The following is a 19,394-nucleotide window of genomic DNA, read 5'->3' as shown; positions in this document are numbered from 1 at the left end:
GCGCGCAGCTCTTGGAGGTGCAGCATGGCCGAGGAGCCGCCGAACCGCGTCCAGCCTGGGGGCTCGCCGTGCGAGCCGGGCGCCTCGCCCGCGAGGGCGGGCCGCCCGATCATCGTGCAGAAGTACGGCGGCTCGTCCGTCGCCGACGTCGACCGGATCGGCAAGGTCGCCGACCGTGTCGTCGCCGCGAGGCGCGCCGGCAATGACGTCGTCGTCGTGGTCAGCGCGATGGGCAAGACCACCGACGGCCTGCTCGCCCTCGCCCGGCAGGCGGCGGGCGAGGGCGCCGACCCGCCCCGGCGCGAGCTCGACATGCTGCTCTCGACGGGCGAGCGCGTCTCGATGGCGCTCCTCTCCATCGCCATCCAGTCTCGCGGCTTCGAGGCGATCTCGTTCACGGGCTCGCAGTCCGGCATCCTCACGAACGATCGCCACTTCGACGCGCGGATCATCGAGGTCCGCCCGTTCCGCATCGAGGACGAGCTCGCCCGCGGCCGCATCGTGATCGTCGCCGGCTACCAGGGCATGAGCTACCGCCGCGAGATCACGACGCTCGGGCGCGGCGGCTCCGACACGACCGCCGTGGCGCTCGCGGCGGCGCTGAGCGCCGAGCGCTGCGAGATCTACAGCGACGTCGACGGCGTGTACTCCGCTGACCCCCGCGTCGTCCCTGACGCGCGCCACCTGCCCGAGCTCGACTGCGCGGTCCTCCAGGAGATGGCCGAGTGCGGCGCGAAGGTGGTCTGCGCGCAGGCGGTCGAGTGGGCGCGGCGCTCCGGCGTGGCCCTCTACGCGCGGTCGACCTTCGACGCCGCCCCCGGCGCCCGGGAGACGGTGGTGCGCCGGTTCGCGCCCGGCGCCGCGTCCTCGACGATCGCCGCGCGCGCGATCGTCGCCGAGGGCAACGTCGTCCTCGCGCGCGCCCCTGCCGGGCTCCGGCTCGACGCGCTCCTCCGCGCGGCGAGCGAGCTCGGGGTGAGCTTCCGGGATCTCTCCTTCGGCCCTGGCGGCGGCGCGTTTGCGATCCCGCTCCTCAACGTGCCCGACTGGCAGGGGGCGAAGCGCCAGCTCGCCGCGCTGCTGCCGTCGCTCGAGCTCGTCGAAGGCCTCGCGTCCGTCAGCGTCGTCGGCGACGGCCTCACCGCCACGGCGGAGCCGCTCGCCCGCTTCGCGGAGGTCCTGCAGCAGGCCGGCATCGCCTCGCGCTTCACTGTCGCGGGCCCCCTCCGCCTCGGCGCCCTCGTCGACGCCGCCGAGGCGGCCCCCGCGCAGCGCCTGCTCCACGCGTCGTTCGTCGGCTCCTGATCGACGCAGCGTCCCCCGACCTCGTCCCCCTCCGTGGGCCGTGCTCTCGGCGGGGGCTCAGGTCGCCCCGCGCGCCTAGTGCTTGCGCTGCCGCGTCAGCGCGAGGAGCCCTGCCGAGCAAGCCACCCACGCGACCTCGCGCGACGCGTCCCACGCGATCGCCGCCCGCGGGCTCGACGCGCCCCCCTCCTCGAGCGCGCCGTGGGCCGTCGCCTCGATCTCGGCGACCAGCGTCGGCGCCGCGTTCGACGGCACGTGGACCAGCTGCGCCCGGCGCTCGCCCTCGCGGGCGACGAGCGCGAGCAGCGGTGACCCCCGGTGATCGCCCGCGAAGGCGAGCGCGATGACCAGCGGGAGCCCCTCGATCACGCGGAAGGTCTCGCCCCCGTCGCGCGACACGCAGAGCAGCCCGGCGCCGGCGAGCGCGATCGATCGGCCCCCGGCCGCCGCCGTCAGCCGCACGTCGTCGGCCTCCGCGGCGCGCCGCGCCGCGCCGGACAGCGGCACGACCGGCGAGCCCTCGTCGTCACCGCGGAGCCGCTCGAGCTGCGGGCCCGCCGGCGTGCTCGTGAGCGCCACGATCACGCCCTCGCTCGCGCTCATCCGGAGCACGCCGTCCCGCAGCGCGGGCCCGAGCGACAGCGACAGCGCGCCCCGCGACGGCGCGGGCGCGCTGTCACGGCGCGACGACCCTGGCGTCACCGCGGTGCCCGTCTCCGGCGGGACGACCACCGCGCCCGCCGCGGGCGACCACAGCGTCTTGCCGCAAAGCACCCAGAGCCGCCCCGGCGTCGTCGCGAGCGTCACCGGCGCGCCGCCCGACCCCCACGCGCCCAGCGGGCTCGCGGTCTTCCCCCGGTCGTCGCTGAGGAGCAGGCTGCCGCGGCGCGTGGCGATGAGCAGCGCGGCGTCCGAGAGCGCGATCGACGCCGCCGACGCGTCGACGCCGGCGCGCCGCGCGGTCAGCGCCCCCGCGTCGACCACGAGCACGGTCCCGCGATCGCCGGCCGTCCGGTCCGCGCGCCGCGCGCGGCCTCCCGGGCGCGCGGCGGGCTCGCCCGTCGGCCCCGGCTCCGCGCCCGCGCCTCCGGCGACGACGTAGCCGCCGGCCACCGCGAGCGTGCTGCACGGCACGGCGGCGCCGGCGCCCTCGACGACGACCCACGGCAGCGCGTCCCAGACAGGCGCCTGGTCGTCCGCGAGATCGGGCAGCTCCGCGAGCAGGTCCTCGCCCTCGTAGGTGCCGTCCTGATCGGCGTCGAGCGCCGGCAGCTCGTCCTCGTCCACGTCCTCCGACGGATCCTCCCCTGTCCCTTCAGCGCCGCCGTCGTCGGTGTGCGCCCCGCCGTGCTCGTCGAGGTCGTCGTGCTCGTCGTCGTTGTGGCCGGGCGTCTCGTCGGACAGCCACGAGCCCGCCTCGGCGTCCGCGATCCCCTCGTGGAGCGCCCCCACGTCGACGCCCTCCTCCGCGGCCTCGTCGTCCCCGGCCCCGGCGTTGTCCTCGACGAGCTCGACGCCGACCTCGAGGTCGTTCGCGTTCACGTCGTCGAGCCCGCCCTCCGCCTCGTCGAGCGTCTGCAGGAGCTCCTCGAAGGTCTCCTCGCCTTCCTCGTCCTCGTCGTGTCCGAGCGGCGGCAGGTCGACCAGCTTGTCGTCGTGCTCGTCGTGCTCGCGCTCGATCTCGTCATCGTCGACGGCGGTCTTCGGCTGCGGTGCCGGGCACGTCTCGCGGCGCTCCGCGTTTCGCTCGCTGCAGGCTCGTGAGGCTGACATCGGCGGGAGTGTAGCGCCCCTCGCGGCGCTTTCGCCCCGCGCGACGCCCCGCGCTGGCGCGCCGCTCCCCTCCAGAGCCCGACCGCCGAGGCCGGCCGCGGCCTCTCCCGCCCGGCAACGCCCAGGAAGGCCGCTGCGCGCCGGCGACCCCGCCTGGAGGGCCCTGGAGCACATCATGTTTGTATAAGCTTTGTGGCATGTAGGCGCTTCACGTCCATTAATGTAATATAATTTACATAAACGGTGTTCCGACTACATGAGTTTCCGGACTATTTCATGTCATCCCGCATCGAGCTGTACGTATAATGTTTGTAGATGTAATTTGACGGAGGGTGTTCATGGCCATAGAGTCGATTCCGCTATGTTCGACATCGTCGTCTCCTCCGCGCCGGCAACGCCCTTTGCCCATCGCGTCGCGGCTGCGCTCCGCGAGGCCCGCATGCGGGTAGTCACCTGCGAGATCGCGCCGAACCGCCCGCCCCCGGACGCGCTGCGGGTCGACGCGGCGGTCGCCTGCGCGCAGAGCCCTGCAGCGCTCCTGGACATGGCCCGCTCGCTGCGCGCGGTGCTCGACGGCCCGCCGCCCGTGATCGGCGTCAGCTCCTCGCGCGCGATCTTCGCGATGGCGGAGCTCTCGGGGGCGCTCGCGGACGATGTCCCGAGCTCGGTGCTCGCCGCGCAGGTCCAGCGGCTCGCGGCCCAGGCCGAGCGGCAGCGGAGCCGCGTCATCCTGCGTGGCGAGCTCGACGACGTGGGGCTCGACGGGCTCCTCGCCTCGCTCGGGTCGCGCAGCCGCAGCTGCTTCATCCGTGTGCGCGCCGGCGCGCTCCGCGCCGAGGTGACGGTGGACGCCGGGCGGCCCATCCACGCCCGCGCCGACGGCGTGAGGCCCTCGGAGCACTGGACCGACGCGCTCGCCTCGCTGGGTACCTGGCAGGGCGCCACCTTCGAGGTCGTCGCCAGCGAGGCGGGCGGCGCGCAGCGCGGCGAGCGCGAGAGCCAGCGCCCCCCGGCGTTCCCCGTCGACGACGCGGCCGACGTGGCCCTCGCCGCCGCGGTGGTGAACGCCTGCGCGGCCTATGCGCGCGCGTGGCTCGGGCCCCCGATGACGTCGCGCCTGCTCGCGTCGTCCTGGATCACGGTGCGCGAGCACCACAGCGCGCTCGACGCGTTCGCCATCAGCGGTGACGCGCTCGTCTCTGTCGCCCAGATCGATCGCGCCCGCTCGGCGATCCCGCAGGCGGTCGCCGCCTGGATCGTCGCCTTCTTCGACGCGGCCGCGGAGAAGGAGCCCTCGCGGTTCCAGCGCCGTCGCATCCGAGAGGTCCTTGGTGGGCTCACGCGCCTCGTCGAGCAGGTCGGCTGGGCGAGCGTCTTGTTTGAAGGAGTCGAGCGATGAACCAGATGTCGACGATGGACGAGGCGCCGGAGAGCCTCGCGGAGTCTCTCCCCGTCAGCGTGGAGCGCCTCGCCGAGATGACCTCCGACGAGGTCGACGACCTGCCGTACGGCTTCATCATGCTGGACGAGGACGGCGTCGTGCTGCTCTACAACCGCTACGAGCAGCGCATGAGCCGCCTGCCGTCAGAGCGGGTCGTCGGCAGGAACTTCTTCCAGGACATCGCCCCCTGCACCCGGGTCGAGGCGTTCCTCGGCCGGTTCCGCGCGCTCGCGCACCAGCCGCCGGGCGCGACCGACAGCTTCGCGTTCCGCTTCCATTTCCTCCACGGGGCGCAGGACGTCTATGTCCAGTTCGCGCGCGCGCCGGTCAACCGCGTGTTCATGACCGTGCACCGCATGCCGCTCGAGCAGGGCGAGCACGAGCGCCCGGCGACGATCCGCCACGAGCGCGAGCGAGGCCGGCTCAACGGTCCGCTCGGCGCCATGTTCCCGCTCGCGTGGGATCAGGTCGCCGCGCTGCTCGCGCGCGTCGGCCACGGCGCCGCGCGCGAGCTCGGCCGGGGCGTCGGCCGCAGGATCGCGGGCGTCGCGGAGCACACGGTGGTCGAGGCGGGGGCTGCAGCGCTCGACAAGGCGCCGGTGCTGCTCGCGGTGGGCGCGCTCGACCAGGCGCTCGCCGAGCTCGGGATGGGGAGGCTCGCCGCGGATTTCTGCGCGAACCCGCCGCGCGTCGCGTGCTTCGTTCGGCCCCCGGTCGAGTCGGGATCGGTCGAGCTGTCCGCCTTCTACGAGGGCCTCCTCGAGACGACGATCAGCGCGGCCCTCAACGCGGCGCACGTCGCCCGGTGCATCGAGGGGACCGATCTCGCGGCGCTCCCGTGGCGCTTCGTGGTCGTGCCGATCGAGCGCGCCCCCGAGCTCCGCGCCCTCGAAGGTGAGCGGCCCGACGATCTCGCGAAGCGTTTCGGTATCCTCGAGAGCGGCTCGGGGGCCGCGGTTCGAGGGACGAACGCGGCCTCTTGACGCGGAGCGGGCCCCGGTCATCCCCGGCCGGCGTGCCCGCTGGATCCCTCCGGCGAGCGGTGCTTAGCTCCGCCGTCCAATGCGCCGGCGCGACAGCAATTCCAGGCAAGTCGCCTCCGCGCCTCCGGCCGGCGAGCAGCCGTCGGCGGCGTCCGCGGGGGCGCTCGGGCCTGCTCGCGGCCCACTCTCGATCGCGGAGGCGAGCGCCGGGATGCTGGTGCAAGACGTCGTGGTTCATCCAGCGGATGTCGTGTTCGTGAAGGGTATCGTCGAGGCGAGCGATGGCATTGCGCTCCTGCTCGGGGATCGCGGCGGGGAGCTCACCCTCGCGGCGCCGCTCGGCCGGGGTGACGAGTTCGCCGAGCTCCTGCTCGATCTGGAGCGAGACGTCGGGTTGCGGCGCCGCGGCGCGCAACGCTGAGGCAGGCATGACGGAGCGCCGCGACCCGAGCTCGGTCGATCTCACCCAGGAGCCCGCGCTGGACGCCGCTGTCCACGAGGGCGCGGCTCCGGGCCTGCCTCCGCCGTCGGGCGCGCTGCTCGACCCGCGCATCCTCGCCGCGTGGAGGGAGTGGCTCGCCGCGCTCGCGACCGACGCCGAGGCCGCGATCGCCGCGGCGCACGTGTACGGGGAGCTCGGCCCCGAGGCGCGCGAGGCGTGGCTCGACGTGCTCGCCGAGGACGCGCCCAAGCTGCAGGTCCCGCCGGTCGCGATCTACGCGCCGCTCCTGTCGGTCGAGAGCGACGCCGCGCGCCGCGAGCGGATCGAGGAGGCGATCGGGGCGGGGGAGCGCGCGTCGGGTCCTGCGGGCGGCTTCGCGCTGCGCGGCATCGCTGCGGGGGGCGACCGGGTGGTGGCGCTGGTGACGCCGCTCTATCTCCGCTTCGTGCGGGTGCTCTGGTGCCGCTACCTCCCCGAGGACGGCATCGCGTGGGCCCGGCACGACCCGATCGTCCGCGCGGAGGAGGCGCCTGGTCCCGGGATGCTGCTCGACGGCGCGCAGCTCGAGACCACGCCGATCAAGCTGGTCATCGAGGAGCTGTGCCATGCCATTCTCGCGCAGCAGCGCAAGGGCGCCGAGCTCCCGCCGTCGCTGCAGCTCTGCGCCGATCTCTTCGACGCGCAGCTGGAGGGGGATCCGCTGCCATGAGGCCGCTCGCGCCGGTCTGCTTGCCGCTGCTGCTGCTCGCGATCGGCTGCGGTGGTAGCGGCGACGCGGCCCGGGAGCCCGTGGCGGGCCCGCCGGCCGCCGCGGCGGACCCGGCGCGCGGCCCGGTGCGGACCTTCTCGTACGAGACGCTCGACGGCCGCGAGCTCTCCACCGCCTCGCTGGCGGGCAGGCTCAGCGTGATCGGCTTCGTCGCGACGTACGACGTGGCGTCGCAGGCGGAGGCGCGGTTCCTCGCGGGGCTCTTCCGCGATCACACGCCGCGCATCAACGCGGCGCTCCTCGTCCTCGAGGCGAGCGAGAACCGTCCGCTGGTCGAGGCGTTCGTCGCCGCGCTCAAGCTCCCGTACCCGGTGGCGCTCGCGGACGCCCCGACGATCGCCGGAGAGGGGCCCTTTGCCGGGCTGCACCATGTGCCGAGCGTCGTCATCCTCGACGCCGAGGGGAGGGAGGCGTTCCGGCACGTGGGCCTCATCACCCAGGAAGCGCTCGAGGAGGTCCTCCGCCGGATTGAGCGCGAGAACGCGCGGTCGGCGCGTTAGGCAGCGCGTCGCGGCGGCCGGCGGGAGGGCGGCTGACGCTGCGCCAATTCTTCGATCGGCGCGCGACGGATCGAGCGATGATGGCGCGCATGATGCTCGACCACATCGGCTTTCCGGTTTCGGATTTCGCGCGGAGCAAGGCTTTCTATCTGGCGGCCCTGGCCCCCCTTGGTTACGGGCTCGTGATGGAGATCACGCCCGAGATGACCGGGGGCGCTGGCAGCCATGCTGGTCTGGGGGCCGAAGGGAACCCGCAGTTCTGGATCGGCACGGGCGGCGCCGTGCAGGGCAGGTTGCATGTCGCGTTCATCGCGAAGACGCGCGCCGACGTCGACGCCTTTTACAAGGCCGCTCTGGCGGCCGGCGGCGTCGACAATGGGCCGCCGGGGCTCCGGCCGCAGTATCACCCGGGGTATTATGGGGCTTTCGTGCTCGATCCCGACGGACACAACATCGAAGCTGTGTGTCATGGCCCCTGAGGCGTGAGGGATTCAGGGAAGCACGTTCTGCGGAGCTGCAGTCTCGCCGCTCGGCGAGATCGAGAGAACGCGCGAGGACGCCAGGAGATTTTTACTCCGCCTCCCGCCTCCCGGCGCTCGTCTCCCGTCTCCCGTCTCCCGTCTCCCGCCTCCCGCCTCCCGTCTCCCGGCGCTCGTCTCCCGCCTCCCGTCTCCCATCCTTCGTGCGCGTGCGCGTGCGCGTGCGCGATTGATGCCGTGAGATCGCGCGCACGCGCACGCGCACGCGCACGGCAGACGAGCACGCGGCGCGGAAGACGTGAGACGGAAGAGGGAAGACGGAAGAGGGAAGACGGAAGAGGGAAGACGGAAGAGGGAAGACGGAAGAGGGACGACGGAAGACGTGAGAGGAACGGCGGACAGCGCGCGTCCATCCGCTGGAAGACGCGAGACAGAAGGCGAGCGTTCCGCGCCCGCGGCCTCGCCCTCAGAGCCTGCTCAGGAGATCCGTCTTCTTCGCCGCAAACTCCTGCTCGCTGATGATCCCCTTTTGCCGCAGGTCGGCGAGCCGCTCGATGGCAGCGAAGATGTCCGACTCCTGAGCTGAAGAGGAGCGCGGCAGCGCCTCGACGGCTTGCGCCGGCACCGGAGCAGGCACGGCGCTCGGCGCCTGCTGCACGGCGGCGTCGCCGGAGATGATCGGCAGGTTGAGCACGCTCACGACGCCGTACTGGCTGGTGAACGTGACCGACGACCCCGACCCTTGCTGCTGCGACACGCCGCCGATCTGGTGATCCAGCGTATCGTAGACGCTGACTCGCCCGTTGACGTCGACGGCCAGGCGACGCGCGCCGGGGAAATAGGCATACCGGACGTTGTTCTGCGACCCGGTGGAGCTCGGAACCCCGAGCTCCCCGGGCCACCAGCTGCCCGAGCCTCCCCCCGACGAAGGCACGAAAAGGCTGACCGGCGAGCCGCCGAAGCCGCCCCCGCCACCCTGCTGCTGCTGCTGTCCACCCTGCCCCTGGGACGAGTAGCTGGCAGGCGCAGGCGCGAAGGGTTGGCTGGCCAGGAGACTGGACAGCTCGGAGCACAGGCCGTCCACCTTCGCCTTGAGGCCGTGATTGAACATGTCGCCGACCATGGTCATGCCGCCCTGCATCCACTGCCCTCCGCCGCCAAGCTCGGGGTGGTAGAACTGCGCCATCGTTCCATGACCGTTCACGAGCGCTTGCAGCAGCGTCATCACCGCGTCGGTGCTGACGAAATAGCGCTGTGACAGATCGGAAACTCTGCGCTGACCTTCAGGGGTGAGTGGCTGCATGGTGAGGCGCTCCAGGAGGGAGCGGCGAGCCTGGCACGGCGGTCCGTCGCTCGCAACGCAGGCTATTCTCGCGCGTCAGAAATCCCGTCAGGGATCCCTGACGCACGAGGCTGGCGCGGCCGAGAAGCGGACGCCGGGGTTCGGGGCGGAGCCCCGAGGAAACAAAGCCAGTGCCGCCCCCGCGAAGCCGCAGCGAAGCGGCGCAGCAGTCCGGCCATTCATGGCCAGACTGCTGGCGGGCGGAACTGACGGCGGCGAAGGTGATTCAGCCCGCGAGCTTGCGCACGCTCGCGAGCTGAACACAGACCGCGACGACCTCCATCGCGACGCGGATCTGATCGAGCGGCGGCAGCGACGGCGCGATCCGGATGTTGCGATCGCGGGGATCGCGGCCGTAAGGGTACGTCGCGCCAGCGCCGGTGAGCTTCACGCCCGCCTTGTTGGCCAGGCGCACCACCTCCTTGGCGCAGCCGTCCAGGGTGTCGAGGCTGGTGAAGTAGCCGCCGCGCGGCGAGGTCCAGGTGGCGATGCCCTTCCCGCCGAGCTCGCGCTCGAAGATGCTCGTCACCGCCTCGAACTTGGGCCGCAGGAGCTCGGCGTGCCGCTGCATGTGGCCCAGCAAGCCCTTGTAATCCTTGAAGAACCGCACGTGCCGCAGCTGGTTCACCTTGTCCGGGCCGATGGTCTGGATGCCGAGGTGCTTCTTCGCGTCCGCCACGTTCGCGGGGCTCGACGCCATCGCTGCGATGCCGCTGCCGGCGAACGAGATCTTCGACGTCGAGGCGAAGACGAGCGGCCGGTTGGCGTTGCCCGCGGACTGGCACGCCGACACGATGTCCGCGAGCCGGTCGCCCTCGGCGTAGAGGTCGTGGACCGCGTAGGCGTTGTCCCAGAACAGGCGGAAATCCGCGGCCGCAGTCTTCATGCTCGCGAGACGGCGAACGACCTCGGGAGCGTAGGTGGTGCCCGTGGGGTTGCTGTACTTGGGGACGCACCACATGCCCTTGATGGCCGAGTCCTCGGCGACGAGCCGCTCGACCTGAGCCATGTCCGGCCCGGCGTCGTTCAGATCGACGGTGATCATCTCGATGCCGTGGTGCTCGCAGATCGCAAAGTGACGATCGTAGCCAGGGCTCGGACAGAGGAACTTGACCTTCGGCTGCTTCGACCAGGCGCCGTTGCCGTCCGGCACGCCGTGGACGAGCGCGCGGACCACCGCGTCGTGCATCATGGTCAGGCTGCTGTTCCCGCCCACGATGACCTGCGCCGCGGGCACCTCGAGCAGCTCGGCGAAGATGGCCTTCATCTCCGGCAGGCCGTCGAGGCCCCCGTAGTTGCGCGTATCCGAGCCGTCGGAGGCGGTGAGATCGCTCGCGTCGGGCAGGGGGAGCATGCCGTTCGCGAGGTCGAGCTGCTCGGACGACGGCTTCCCGCGCGTCATGTCGAGCTTGAGCCCGCGGGCTTCGAAGGCGTCATAACGTGCCTCGAGCTCCCGGGTGAGCGAGGCAAGAGCATCAGGGGACAACGAGCGCAGTTCAGTCATGGCGGGCGATGTCTAGCAGAATTTCGCGCGCGCGTCCCGACCCGCGTGGATCCCCGCTATCCGCCGCGGAAATGCCGCAGCCGGGCCGCCCGCCGGCGGCCTGCCCCCGCGCGGCCGCGACCCGCCCGTCGCGCCGGGCGCCTCGCCCCCGCCTGGGCCCGCTGTGACAGGCGCCCTCCTCATGATGCGTTTTGCCACGAGCGCTCGCCCACCGCGCTTGTGTCCGCACGCCGAGGGCCATGTCGACGAGGATCTCGAGTTGCCCGAGGCCCTGTATCGGCACATCAACACCTCCCATGGACAGCAGGCGGCGAGCCGAGGGCTGTCGCGGTCCGGCGGGGCTGAAGCCGCGGCTCGGGCGGCGGCGCCTGCTCGGCATGGGGAGTGCTGGGGCTCTGACAGGGCTGCTGGGATGCGGGCGAGGTCAGGCGCCTGCGGGCGCGTCCGGGCCTCGAGAGGAGGATCAGGGAATGAGCGCCGCCGTCCACAAGAAAGACCCTTCGCGCCTGAGCGCGCGGCCGCAGGCGAAGCTCGCGGGCGAGCTACCGGCCGGGCTGACTCCGCTCGGGCTGTCTCCGCGGCGCGACGGGCTGCTCTACGTCCCCGCGGGGTACCGGGCCGACCGCCCCGCGCCGCTCGTGGTCCTGCTGCACGGGGCCGGGGGCAGCGCGCACCACGGCATCGCGCTGCTGAAGGAGCTGGCGGACGAGGCAGGCCTGCTGCTGCTGGCGCCGGACTCGCGCCACGCGACCTGGGACATCATCGCCGACGACGCGTACGGCCCCGACGTCGCGTTCCTCGACCGCGCGCTCCACCAGCTGTTCCGCAGCGCCGCGGTCGACCCGGCGCGGCTCGCCATCGGCGGCTTCTCCGACGGGGCGTCCTACGCGCTGTCGCTCGGGCTCACCAACGGCGACCTGTTCACGCACGTGATCGCCTTCTCGCCAGGCTTCATGGCCCCCGCGGAGCAGCGCGGCCGCCCGCGCATCTTCATCTCGCACGGCACGCAGGACCAGGTGCTGCGGATCGACCCCTGCAGCCGCCGCCTCGCGCCGCTCATCCGGCAGGCGGGCCACGACCTGCGCTACCAGGAGTTCGAGGGCGCGCACGCGGTGCCTCCGGAGATGGCGCGGGACGCCCTCGGCTGGTTCCTGCCCGGGGCGGGCTGAACCTGTAACGGCACCAGGAAGAAAGAGGGTTTGACGCGCCGAGACGCCTAGCGCGAGGGCGGAAGAAGATGTGAGAAGAGAGAGAGTGAACCGCCAGGACGCCAGAGCGCGAAAAGGAGAGGAAGAATTCTTATCTTCCTCTCTTCTTGGCGTCCTTGGCGTCTTGCCGGTTTGTCATCCTCCCCGCTCCATGTTCGCTCGCGGTACCGGAGCGACGTGAGCGAGCGAGGAGGCCGCCGGGCGAGCCCGCCCGGCGCGTGCCTCACTCCGCGGCGATCGGCTCCACGCTGTGGACCGTGTGGCTCACCTCGGGGTTGTTCTCGAAGTACGCCTTGCCCGCCAGGCGCTTCACGAGCGGGCTGAACCGCTCCGCGGCCTTGCCGGCGAGGAGGTCGCGGACAAGCGCGACGTCCTCGCGCGCCCGGCCGAGCGTCTCGGGGTCCGTGAGGAACTCCTTCGCCGCCTTCGCCTTCGCCGGAGCGGCCTTCACCGCGTCGCGGAGCGCCCCCGCCGCCGACCTGGCCTTCACCACGGCGCGCTCGGCGGCCGTCTGCTTGATGAGCGGCGCCACCTCGTAGACGAGGTTGGCGGCCGACCCGGCGACCCGGTGCGGCGCGTGGTGGAGCGGGCTCGCGTACTTCGGGTTCCTCTCGAGGAACGCGCGGACCTCGGCCTCGGTGACGCCCGCCTCCTCGTAGGCGCGGGTGAGCTCCTGCTCGGCCAGGATGCGCGCCTTGAACATGTACATCTGGATGCGGGAGTAGAAGTTCGTCGCGCCGTCGCCGCTCGTCTCGACCGCGCAGAAGATCGTCCCGGGGTAGCGCGACGTGATCAGCGACTGCACGCCGTCGGAGACGCCCGAGGAGGGCATGCACCCGAACGGCTTCACGCTCACCGTGACGTGCGCCTTCGACTTCACGGCGTTCACGATGAGCTTGCCGACCTCCATGTGCCCCTCGCCGCCGCGGAGGTCGTTGGAGTAGTAGTCCTTCGCCACGTCCGCCACGAGCTCCATGTCCGGAAGGTGGTAGTCGAAGAGGCCGAGCGGCAGCGCGAACGCCTGGAAGCCGACGCGCAGCGCCCCCTCGGCGAGGCGCATCGTCGCGAGGCGCTTCGCCACGCCGAACTCGTCGAGGCTGGCGAGGCCGTAGTTGCCCTCGTCGGCGCCGCGAAGGTCGCGCCGCTCGCGGGTGTCGCGGGCGCACTCCCAGATGTTGTAGAGGAGCCACGCGGTCGTGAGCTGGATGTCGTTCTCGCCGCCCTCGCTCTCGAGGAACCGCTGCAGGGCGTAGTTGCCGTCGCCCTCGGTGGTCATCGCCCAGAACTCGCCGATGATCGACGTCTTGGCCTTGGGACGGAGCTTGTCCACCCGCACGGCCTCGAACTCCTTGCGCGCCTCGTAGAGCGCACGGAAGACGTTCGTCTGCTCGTAGAGCGCCTTGTAGAGGATGCGCTTCGCGCTCTCCATCGCGCGGTTCGTCGCGCCGGGCTCGACCTCGTAAGGCCGGATGCGGTAGCCGAGCGCGTTCAGCGTGTCGCCGCAGACGATGGCCTTGATGATCGCGATGAAGAAGGCAGGGTTCATCTCGAGGCCGACGTCGTCGCCGGTCGCCTGCGAGAGGCCGCCCGTCTGCTGGAAGAGCATCACCCGGAAGCCGTCGAAGCCGGCGTCGCGGAGCGCCTTCCGGTACTCGGTCACGTACATGCCGAACCGACAGGGGCCGCACGCGCCCGCGGTCAGGAACACGTAGTTCTTGATGATGTCCTCGGTCGGGATCCCCTGCTTGTCGCGCAGGTCGATGAGGTGCTTCACCAGGCCGCCGACGGTGAAGTACGTCGGGTTGCACTGACCGCGGTTGCCGAACTCCTTGCCCGTCTGCAGCCCGGCGTTGTCGCTCATCCCGAAGTAGTGGACGTTGTAGCCGAGGCCCTTCAGCGCGCCCTCGCACAGGAAGTCCTGCGCGGCGGTGAGGCCGCTGATGAGGAGCGTCACGTTGTCGCGCTCCTTCTTGGTCATCTTCGGCTTGAGCATGCCGTCGACCCACTGCCGCCGCTCGGCCTTGATCCCGAGCCGCTCGCGCTCGGCCTCCTCGAACGCCCTGAGCTCCGCCTCGATGTCGATGTCAGCCTTGTTCGCTCTCGTCTCGCCCACCAGAGGAAGGCGCGTCTTCTGCGTGATCGTCTGTTCCATGGCGTGGCTTCCCTTCGCTCGGATGCTGGAAGGGGCGGCCGCGCCGTCCCCCCCTCGACCTCGGCCGTAATTCACGCTTCCAAGGGGACGACGGTCCCGTCGGACTGCTTCTTCTTCAGCTGCACGAGCCCCGTCTTCGGCGCATCCGGCGGCGACACCGGCGCGACGTAGCTCCGCACCCTGTCGGCGAGCGCGGCGATCTCCCGCTCGAGCGCGGGATCGGTGATCTTGCGCGCCGCCTGCTGCTCCCGCTTCAGCTGGAGCAGCTCGAGCCGCTTCTCGTCGATGCGCTGGACGAGCTGCGCCTTCTTCTTCGCCGCGTCCTCGAGCGCCTCCTCGTGCAGCTTGAGGCTGTGCGCGTACGTCTTCACGCGGATCTTGATCGAGCCGCCGGGCTTGTTCGCGTCGATGTCGTGCAGCGCGGCGTACGGCGTGGCGCTCGAGCTCACGATGCTGTCGATGATGCCGTAGGTCGGCGCGTCGTGGCCGCACTTGAAGCTCGACAGGTCGAGCAGCACGACGTTCGGGTGCCGGGCGGCGAACTTGACCGCCCAGACCTTCTGCGCGCTGTTCGCCGAGTAGTTCTCCGGCCAGACGTCGTTGATGTCGAGCGGGTGCTGGCCGTTCGCGATCTCGTCCTTGAAGTACCGCGCGAGGTACTCCATGTCGCGCGGGATGGACCGCACCGAGAGGACCGGATAGCCGAGCACCTGGAACTCCTCCGGGATGCCGTGGTTGAGCCCCGGATCCGAGTGGTACGGCCGCCCGATCATCAGGATGGCGACCCGGTTCTCGGCCTCGACCGTCTCCAGGATCGCCCGCCCCTTGTCCTGCAGGTCGCGCTCGAACTGCGACAGCGCCCGCATCCCCTCGCGGTGCGCGTGGTCGCTCTCGTCCTCGGTGATGCCGAGCCGCGGGCCCCACGTCTCGAACATCCGGCGCGCCGTCAGCGTCATCTCGGAGAACGTGAGCGGCGGATCGAGGTACTCGATCCCGCGCGTCTTGAAGAAGTCGACCTCCTTCGTGAACGCGGCCTTCATGACGTCCGGCACGCCCGCGACGATCGGGCAGCTGGTCTTGTCCATCACGCCCTCGCCGAAGCTCGGCACGTGCGTGAGGATGGGGAAGAAGATGTAGTGGAGCTTCTTCTCGTCCGAGTGGTGGTGGAACAGGAGGTTGTGGACGTGGGCCTGCGCCACCTTCGAGGGGAAGCACGGGTCGATGGAGCCGTACTTGCCGCCCTCGACCCACATCTCCTCGCTCGTCGCGTCGCTGAAGACGACGTTCTGCTTGGGGATGCCGAGCGCCTCGAAATAGGCCCGGTAATACGGGCCCGTCGAGTAGATGTTGAGGACGCGCGGGATGCCGATGCGGACGCGGCGGAGGCGCTCGCGCGTCTCGGGGCCGCTCCGCCGGAACGGGCGCGTCGTCTCCACCCGGCGGATGCCGAGGAAGCCCTTCTTGACGACGACGTCCTTCACCGGCGCTCCCGCCTCGGGCAGCGGCGCCGTGTCGTAGAAGTGCCGGAAGGCGAGCTTCGACTCGTAGTCGACGAGGTTCGGGAACTGCTTCGCGATCTTCTTCCGCTCGGCGACGAGCGCGAGCATCGCCTGCTCGCTCTCGACCGTGCCCTTCTCGCACGAGAAGCCCGAGATGTAGCGGCTCGTCGTCCCGTCAGGCCGCTTCGCGTCGATGAACGTCCGCTTGCACTCGTTCGGGCAGAAGTGGCAGACCGTCTCCTCGTCGTTCTTCGTCGTGTATTCGAGCGCGATCGCCGCGTCGATGCCGATGAACGTCGAGCGGCCCCTGCGCTTCACGACCCGGAGCGTCTCGAACGCGGCGCCGAGCGCGCCGGCCTCGCCCGTGTGCGGGTGGACGAACACCTCCGCGCCGGGGACGCGCTCCTTGATGTAGTCGACCTGCGCCTTGACCGCCGCGAGGTTGTACTGCGTGCCGCCCTGGAGCACGTAGCGCGTGCCGAGCGCCGCGAGCCGCGGGATCTGCACGACGTACTGCCACACGTTCTTCGGCAGCACCTGCGCGAGGCCGGCGAGCAGCTCCTCCTTCGAGAAGCCCTCCTTCTGGAAGTTCACCCGGTCGGTGTCGAGGAAGACGGCGCAGCCGTAGCTGAACTTCGGCGCGAGCTCGGCGCCGAAGGCCGTGTCGGCGTACTCGGTCACCTTGAGGCCGAACTGGTCGGCCATCGCCTGGAGCAACATGCCGTTGCCCGCAGAGCACGAGTTGGAGAGGCGGAAGTTCGCTATGTCGCCGTTCTTCATGAACAGGACCTTGATGTCCTGTCCGCCGATGTCGCAGATGACGTCGACGTCGCCGAAGAACTTCACCGCGCTCATCATGTGCGCGACGGTCTCGACGATGTTGACGTCGGCCCTCATGCACTCCTGGAGCACGTCGGCCGCGTAGCCGGTGCCGCCGAACCCGAGCACGTCGAGCGTCGCGCCCTGGTCGGCCACGTACTGCCGGAGCTGGGCCAGGAGCTCCTTCGCGTCCTGGATCGGGTTGCCCTTCGAGAGCTGGTAGGCCTTGCAGACGATGTTGCTGTCCTCGTCGATCAAGACCGCCTTCGACGAGGTCGAGCCGCCGTCGAGGCCGATGACCCCGCGCACCACCTGGCCGGGCTCGAGCTTCATCGGCGTGAACCTCGGGATGCTGTAGAGCTTGCGGAACTCGTCGACCTCGTTCCGCGTCTTCACGAGCGGCGGGCCCGCGCTCTCGCCGAGGCGCGCCTTCCTGCCGTTCGTCATGTAGTCGATGAGCCCCGCCTTGCCGGCGTAGCGGCCGACCTCCGGGGCCTCCTTGAGCCCGTACACGCAGGCGCCGAACGCCGCGTAGTACTGCGCGTTCTCCGGGACGAAGATCGTCTCCTCGACCGGCCGGTCCTTCGGCCAGGCATAGCCGCGCTCGTCCCAGGTCTCGGGGATGCGCTTGCGCCAGCACTCCTGGAGGAAGGGGAGGTAGGTGTTGGGGCCGCCGAGCAGGATGACCTTGTGCTTGAGCGTCGAGCCGCGCGTCAGCACCGACAGGTTCTGGAGGACGATCGCGTCGGCGAGCGAGCAGAGGATCTCCGTCGAGGGGATACCGCTCTTCACGAGGTTCACGATGTCCGTCTCGGCGAAGACTCCGCACTTCGCGGCGACGTGGTGGAGCTTCGAGTCGTCGAAGTGGATCTGCACCACGTCGGACGACGGGAGGCCCACCTTGATCATGCACTTGTCGATGGTGGCGCCCGTGCCGGAGGCGCACTTGTCGTTCATCGACGGGGCGGCGGTCTTGTCGCCCGTCTTCTCGTCCCGCTGGAAGATGATGATCTTCGCGTCCTGCCCGCCGAGCTCGATGACGCTGCCCACGTCGGGGTGCAGGTTCTCGACCGCGAGGGTGACCGCGTTCACCTCCTGGACGAACTTGGCGCCGAGGCCGGCGCAGAGGGGCGCCGCGCCGGAGCCCGTCATGAACACCCGCCAGCTCTCCCGCGGAGACGCGGGGAACGTCGCCTCGATGACATCGAGGAGCTCGAGCACCTTCTCCGGCTGCTTCGTCTGGTGCCGCTGGTAGTCGCTCCAGAGAATCTCGAGCGTCTGCGGATCGAGCACGACCGCCTTCACCGTCGTCGATCCGACGTCGATGCCGACCACGACCGGATCCTGGATCTGCCTTCCCATCGGGGCTCCTCCCACCACCGTCGCCGGCCACCAGCGGTCCGACTGACTGGCTGGTCAGTCGTGATGGCTACAACGGGATGCCCGGAAAATCAAATGATTCGGTGCATCTCGATCGTCGTGGAACGCCGTTTTGCCTGCATCTGCGTCCAGGGCGCACGGTTCCGCCGTCGCGCTCGGTGCAGGATGCCGTGCGCCTGGCGAGGATTTTTCCGGAGCTTCTCCGGGCGGCGCTCCCGCGCGGCCCCGGGGGAGACATCGAGCCCCAGGTGACGGGCCGGTGATGGTAAAGCGACCGGCCCATGGACAAATCCGAGCGCCGCCAAGCGCTCCTGCGCGCGGCGCGCACCGTGTTTTCCGAGAAGGGCTATCACGAGGCGAAGGTCGATGACATCGTCGCGCTCGCGAAGGTCGCGAAGGGGACGTTCTACCTCTATTTCCCCGACAAGCGCTCGGTCTTCGGCGAGCTCGTGCGCGGCCTCTTCTCGCGGCTCGGCGGCGCCATCCTGCGCGTGGATCCGTCGGCGGACGTGGAGGCGCAGGTCAAGCACAACATCCGCGCGATCGTGGCTGTCCTGCTCGACGATCCGGCGCTGACGAGCATCCTCCTGTCGCACGCGGCGGGGCTCGATCCGGCGTTCGTCAAGGAGCTGCGCGCGTTCCGCCAGGAGGTGAAGCTGCTGCTGGAGCGGAGCCTCGCGGACGGGCAGCGGCTCGGCATCATCGAGCCGGGGGACACGGAGCTCTACGCGACGTTCACGATCGGCGCGCTGAAGGAGGTGCTGTTCGAGAACGCCCTCGAGGAGCAGGCCCGCCCGCGCGAGCGCATCGTCACGGCGCTCTACGACCTCTTGCGGCGCGGCTACCTCCGGATGGACGCCGGGCGCGCGGCGCCGCCCGCGGAAGCGGAAGGCGAGCGCGGCGAGCGCGGGGGGAGGAGCCGCGACCGCGCGCCCGCGACGGGGGACGCCGCGCGCGAGCAGCCGGAGCGGCCGAGCCCGGCGCGCCGCCGCGCCAGGGCGAAAGGGGACTGACCGGCGCGTCAGTCAGGCAGGTGATTACCCAGGTCAGGCGGACTGCGTACGTCCGGCGCCGCGCGGGACGATGTGCTCGATGAAGTTGTGCAGCGTCCGGGTGCCGAGCTGATCCGGGGAGAGGCGGGCGAGGAGCGCCGGGACGTCGAGGCCCTCGGCCTCGATGATCTCGCGCCGCCACGCGATGTAGCCGGCGATGACGTCGTGGTCCATCTCGGGGTGGAACTGCACGCCGTAGCAGGTGCTGGTGAAGCGGATGGCCTGGTGGTCATCGAGCTCGGTGAACGCGAGGCTGCGCGCGCCCTCGGGCAGCGTGCCGACCGTGTCGATGTGGGTCGCGTGCGTCTCGAAGCTCGACGGGAGCCCGTCGAAGAGAGGGTCGTCGGCGCGGCGCTGGACGCGGATCCGGCCGATCTCGCGGCCGCGCGGGTTGCGGATGCACTCGCCGCCGAGGGCCTGGGCGAGGATCTGGTGGCCGAAGCAGATGCCGAACGTCGGGGTGCCGGCGCGCACGACGTCGCGCAGCCACGCCTCGGTGCGGAGCATCCAGGGCTCGCGGTGGGGGACGTTGGCCGACGAGCCGGTGATGACGAAGGCGGCGGCCTCGTCGGCGTCGGGCGCGGGGAACTCGCCCGCGCGGGCGTCGAAGGTGGCGTATCCGCCGCGCCAGGCGGACCCGATCGCCTGCTCGATCAGGGCCGCGAACTGGCCGCGCCGCTCGAGGACCGGGGGAACGGGCTCACCGGTCTTCACGATGACGATCTTCTTGTCTCGTACCACCCTTT

At 71.0% G+C, this 19,394-nt stretch carries 15 protein-coding genes; 9 read left to right on the top strand and 6 right to left on the bottom strand.

All coding sequences use genetic code 11. The annotated features are described in order from the left end of the window. The first annotated feature begins 24 nt into the window (after positions 1-24). Positions 25-1,305, top strand: coding sequence for an aspartate kinase (locus WME89_RS38845; protein WP_438004639.1), 1,281 nt, complete (start codon positions 25-27; stop codon positions 1,303-1,305). A gap of 75 nt (positions 1,306-1,380) precedes the next feature. On the opposite strand, the gene WME89_RS38840 is transcribed toward WME89_RS38845, so the two are convergent. Continuing rightward, on the bottom strand, positions 1,381-3,078 hold the full coding sequence (locus WME89_RS38840; protein WP_438004638.1) for a hypothetical protein: 1,698 nt from the start codon (positions 3,076-3,078) through the stop codon (positions 1,381-1,383). 361 nt (positions 3,079-3,439) lie between these two features. Here WME89_RS38840 and WME89_RS38835 point away from each other — a divergent pair, with 361 nt between their 5' ends. From WME89_RS38835 to WME89_RS38810, 6 genes are all read left to right on the top strand, one after another. Next, the gene (locus WME89_RS38835; protein ID WP_438004637.1) at positions 3,440-4,477 is read left to right on the top strand and encodes a DUF4388 domain-containing protein; all 1,038 of its coding nucleotides are present in this window, start codon (positions 3,440-3,442) and stop codon (positions 4,475-4,477) included. After that, positions 4,474-5,502 carry a PAS domain-containing protein gene (locus WME89_RS38830; RefSeq protein WP_438004636.1) on the top strand — a complete coding sequence of 343 codons (1,029 nt, stop codon included), beginning with the start codon at positions 4,474-4,476 and terminating at the stop codon, positions 5,500-5,502. The genes WME89_RS38835 and WME89_RS38830 overlap by 4 nt, the downstream gene beginning before the upstream one ends. A gap of 211 nt (positions 5,503-5,713) precedes the next feature. Continuing rightward, on the top strand, positions 5,714-5,923 hold the full coding sequence (locus tag WME89_RS38825) for a hypothetical protein (protein WP_437619790.1): 210 nt from the start codon (positions 5,714-5,716) through the stop codon (positions 5,921-5,923). 7 nt (positions 5,924-5,930) lie between these two features. After that, on the top strand, positions 5,931-6,653 hold the full coding sequence (locus tag WME89_RS38820) for a hypothetical protein (RefSeq protein WP_437619789.1): 723 nt from the start codon (positions 5,931-5,933) through the stop codon (positions 6,651-6,653). Next, entirely contained in the window at positions 6,650-7,213 is a 564-nt protein-coding gene (locus WME89_RS38815) for a TlpA family protein disulfide reductase (RefSeq protein WP_438004635.1), read from the top strand. Before WME89_RS38820 ends, WME89_RS38815 begins: the two co-directional genes overlap by 4 nt. A 92-nt stretch (positions 7,214-7,305) precedes the next feature. Then, entirely contained in the window at positions 7,306-7,692 is a 387-nt protein-coding gene (locus WME89_RS38810) for a VOC family protein (protein WP_438012027.1), read from the top strand. 466 nt (positions 7,693-8,158) lie between these two features. Here WME89_RS38810 and WME89_RS38805 read toward each other — a convergent pair whose 3' ends face one another. Together WME89_RS38805 and WME89_RS38800 are read right to left on the bottom strand one after the other, a co-directional pair. Continuing rightward, entirely contained in the window at positions 8,159-8,995 is an 837-nt protein-coding gene (locus WME89_RS38805; protein ID WP_438004634.1) for an SHOCT domain-containing protein, read from the bottom strand. Positions 8,996-9,260: 265 nt separating this feature from the next. Further along, a complete protein-coding gene (locus tag WME89_RS38800; RefSeq protein ID WP_438004633.1) occupies positions 9,261-10,538 on the bottom strand; it encodes an aminotransferase class I/II-fold pyridoxal phosphate-dependent enzyme in 1,278 nt (425 codons plus the stop codon). 470 nt (positions 10,539-11,008) lie between these two features. Here WME89_RS38800 and WME89_RS38795 point away from each other — a divergent pair, with 470 nt between their 5' ends. Then, entirely contained in the window at positions 11,009-11,707 is a 699-nt protein-coding gene (locus WME89_RS38795) for an alpha/beta hydrolase (RefSeq protein ID WP_438004632.1), read from the top strand. A 262-nt stretch (positions 11,708-11,969) separates the two neighbouring features. Here the strand turns inward: WME89_RS38795 and WME89_RS38790 are convergent, their stop codons facing one another. Together WME89_RS38790 and WME89_RS38785 are read right to left on the bottom strand one after the other, a co-directional pair. Then, positions 11,970-13,898: a 2-hydroxyglutaryl-CoA dehydratase gene (locus WME89_RS38790; protein ID WP_438004631.1), complete on the bottom strand. Its 1,929-nt coding sequence runs from the start codon at positions 13,896-13,898 to the stop codon at positions 11,970-11,972. A 71-nt stretch (positions 13,899-13,969) separates the two neighbouring features. Beyond that, on the bottom strand, positions 13,970-17,578 hold the full coding sequence (locus WME89_RS38785; protein ID WP_438004630.1) for a BadF/BadG/BcrA/BcrD ATPase family protein: 3,609 nt from the start codon (positions 17,576-17,578) through the stop codon (positions 13,970-13,972). Between the two features lie 299 nt (positions 17,579-17,877). On the opposite strand from WME89_RS38785, the gene WME89_RS38780 reads away from it, so the two are divergent. Next, positions 17,878-18,609, top strand: coding sequence for a TetR/AcrR family transcriptional regulator (locus WME89_RS38780; RefSeq protein ID WP_438004629.1), 732 nt, complete (start codon positions 17,878-17,880; stop codon positions 18,607-18,609). A 33-nt stretch (positions 18,610-18,642) separates the two neighbouring features. Here WME89_RS38780 and WME89_RS38775 read toward each other — a convergent pair whose 3' ends face one another. Next, the gene (locus WME89_RS38775) at positions 18,643-19,389 is read right to left on the bottom strand and encodes a glutamine amidotransferase (RefSeq protein WP_438004628.1); all 747 of its coding nucleotides are present in this window, start codon (positions 19,387-19,389) and stop codon (positions 18,643-18,645) included. Positions 19,390-19,394 lie beyond the last annotated feature (5 nt).

This window comes from Sorangium sp. So ce321, assembly GCF_051530195.1.
Classification (GTDB): domain Bacteria; phylum Myxococcota_A; class Polyangia; order Polyangiales; family Polyangiaceae; genus Sorangium.
This window is presented reverse-complemented; position numbering and strand designations above follow the sequence as displayed.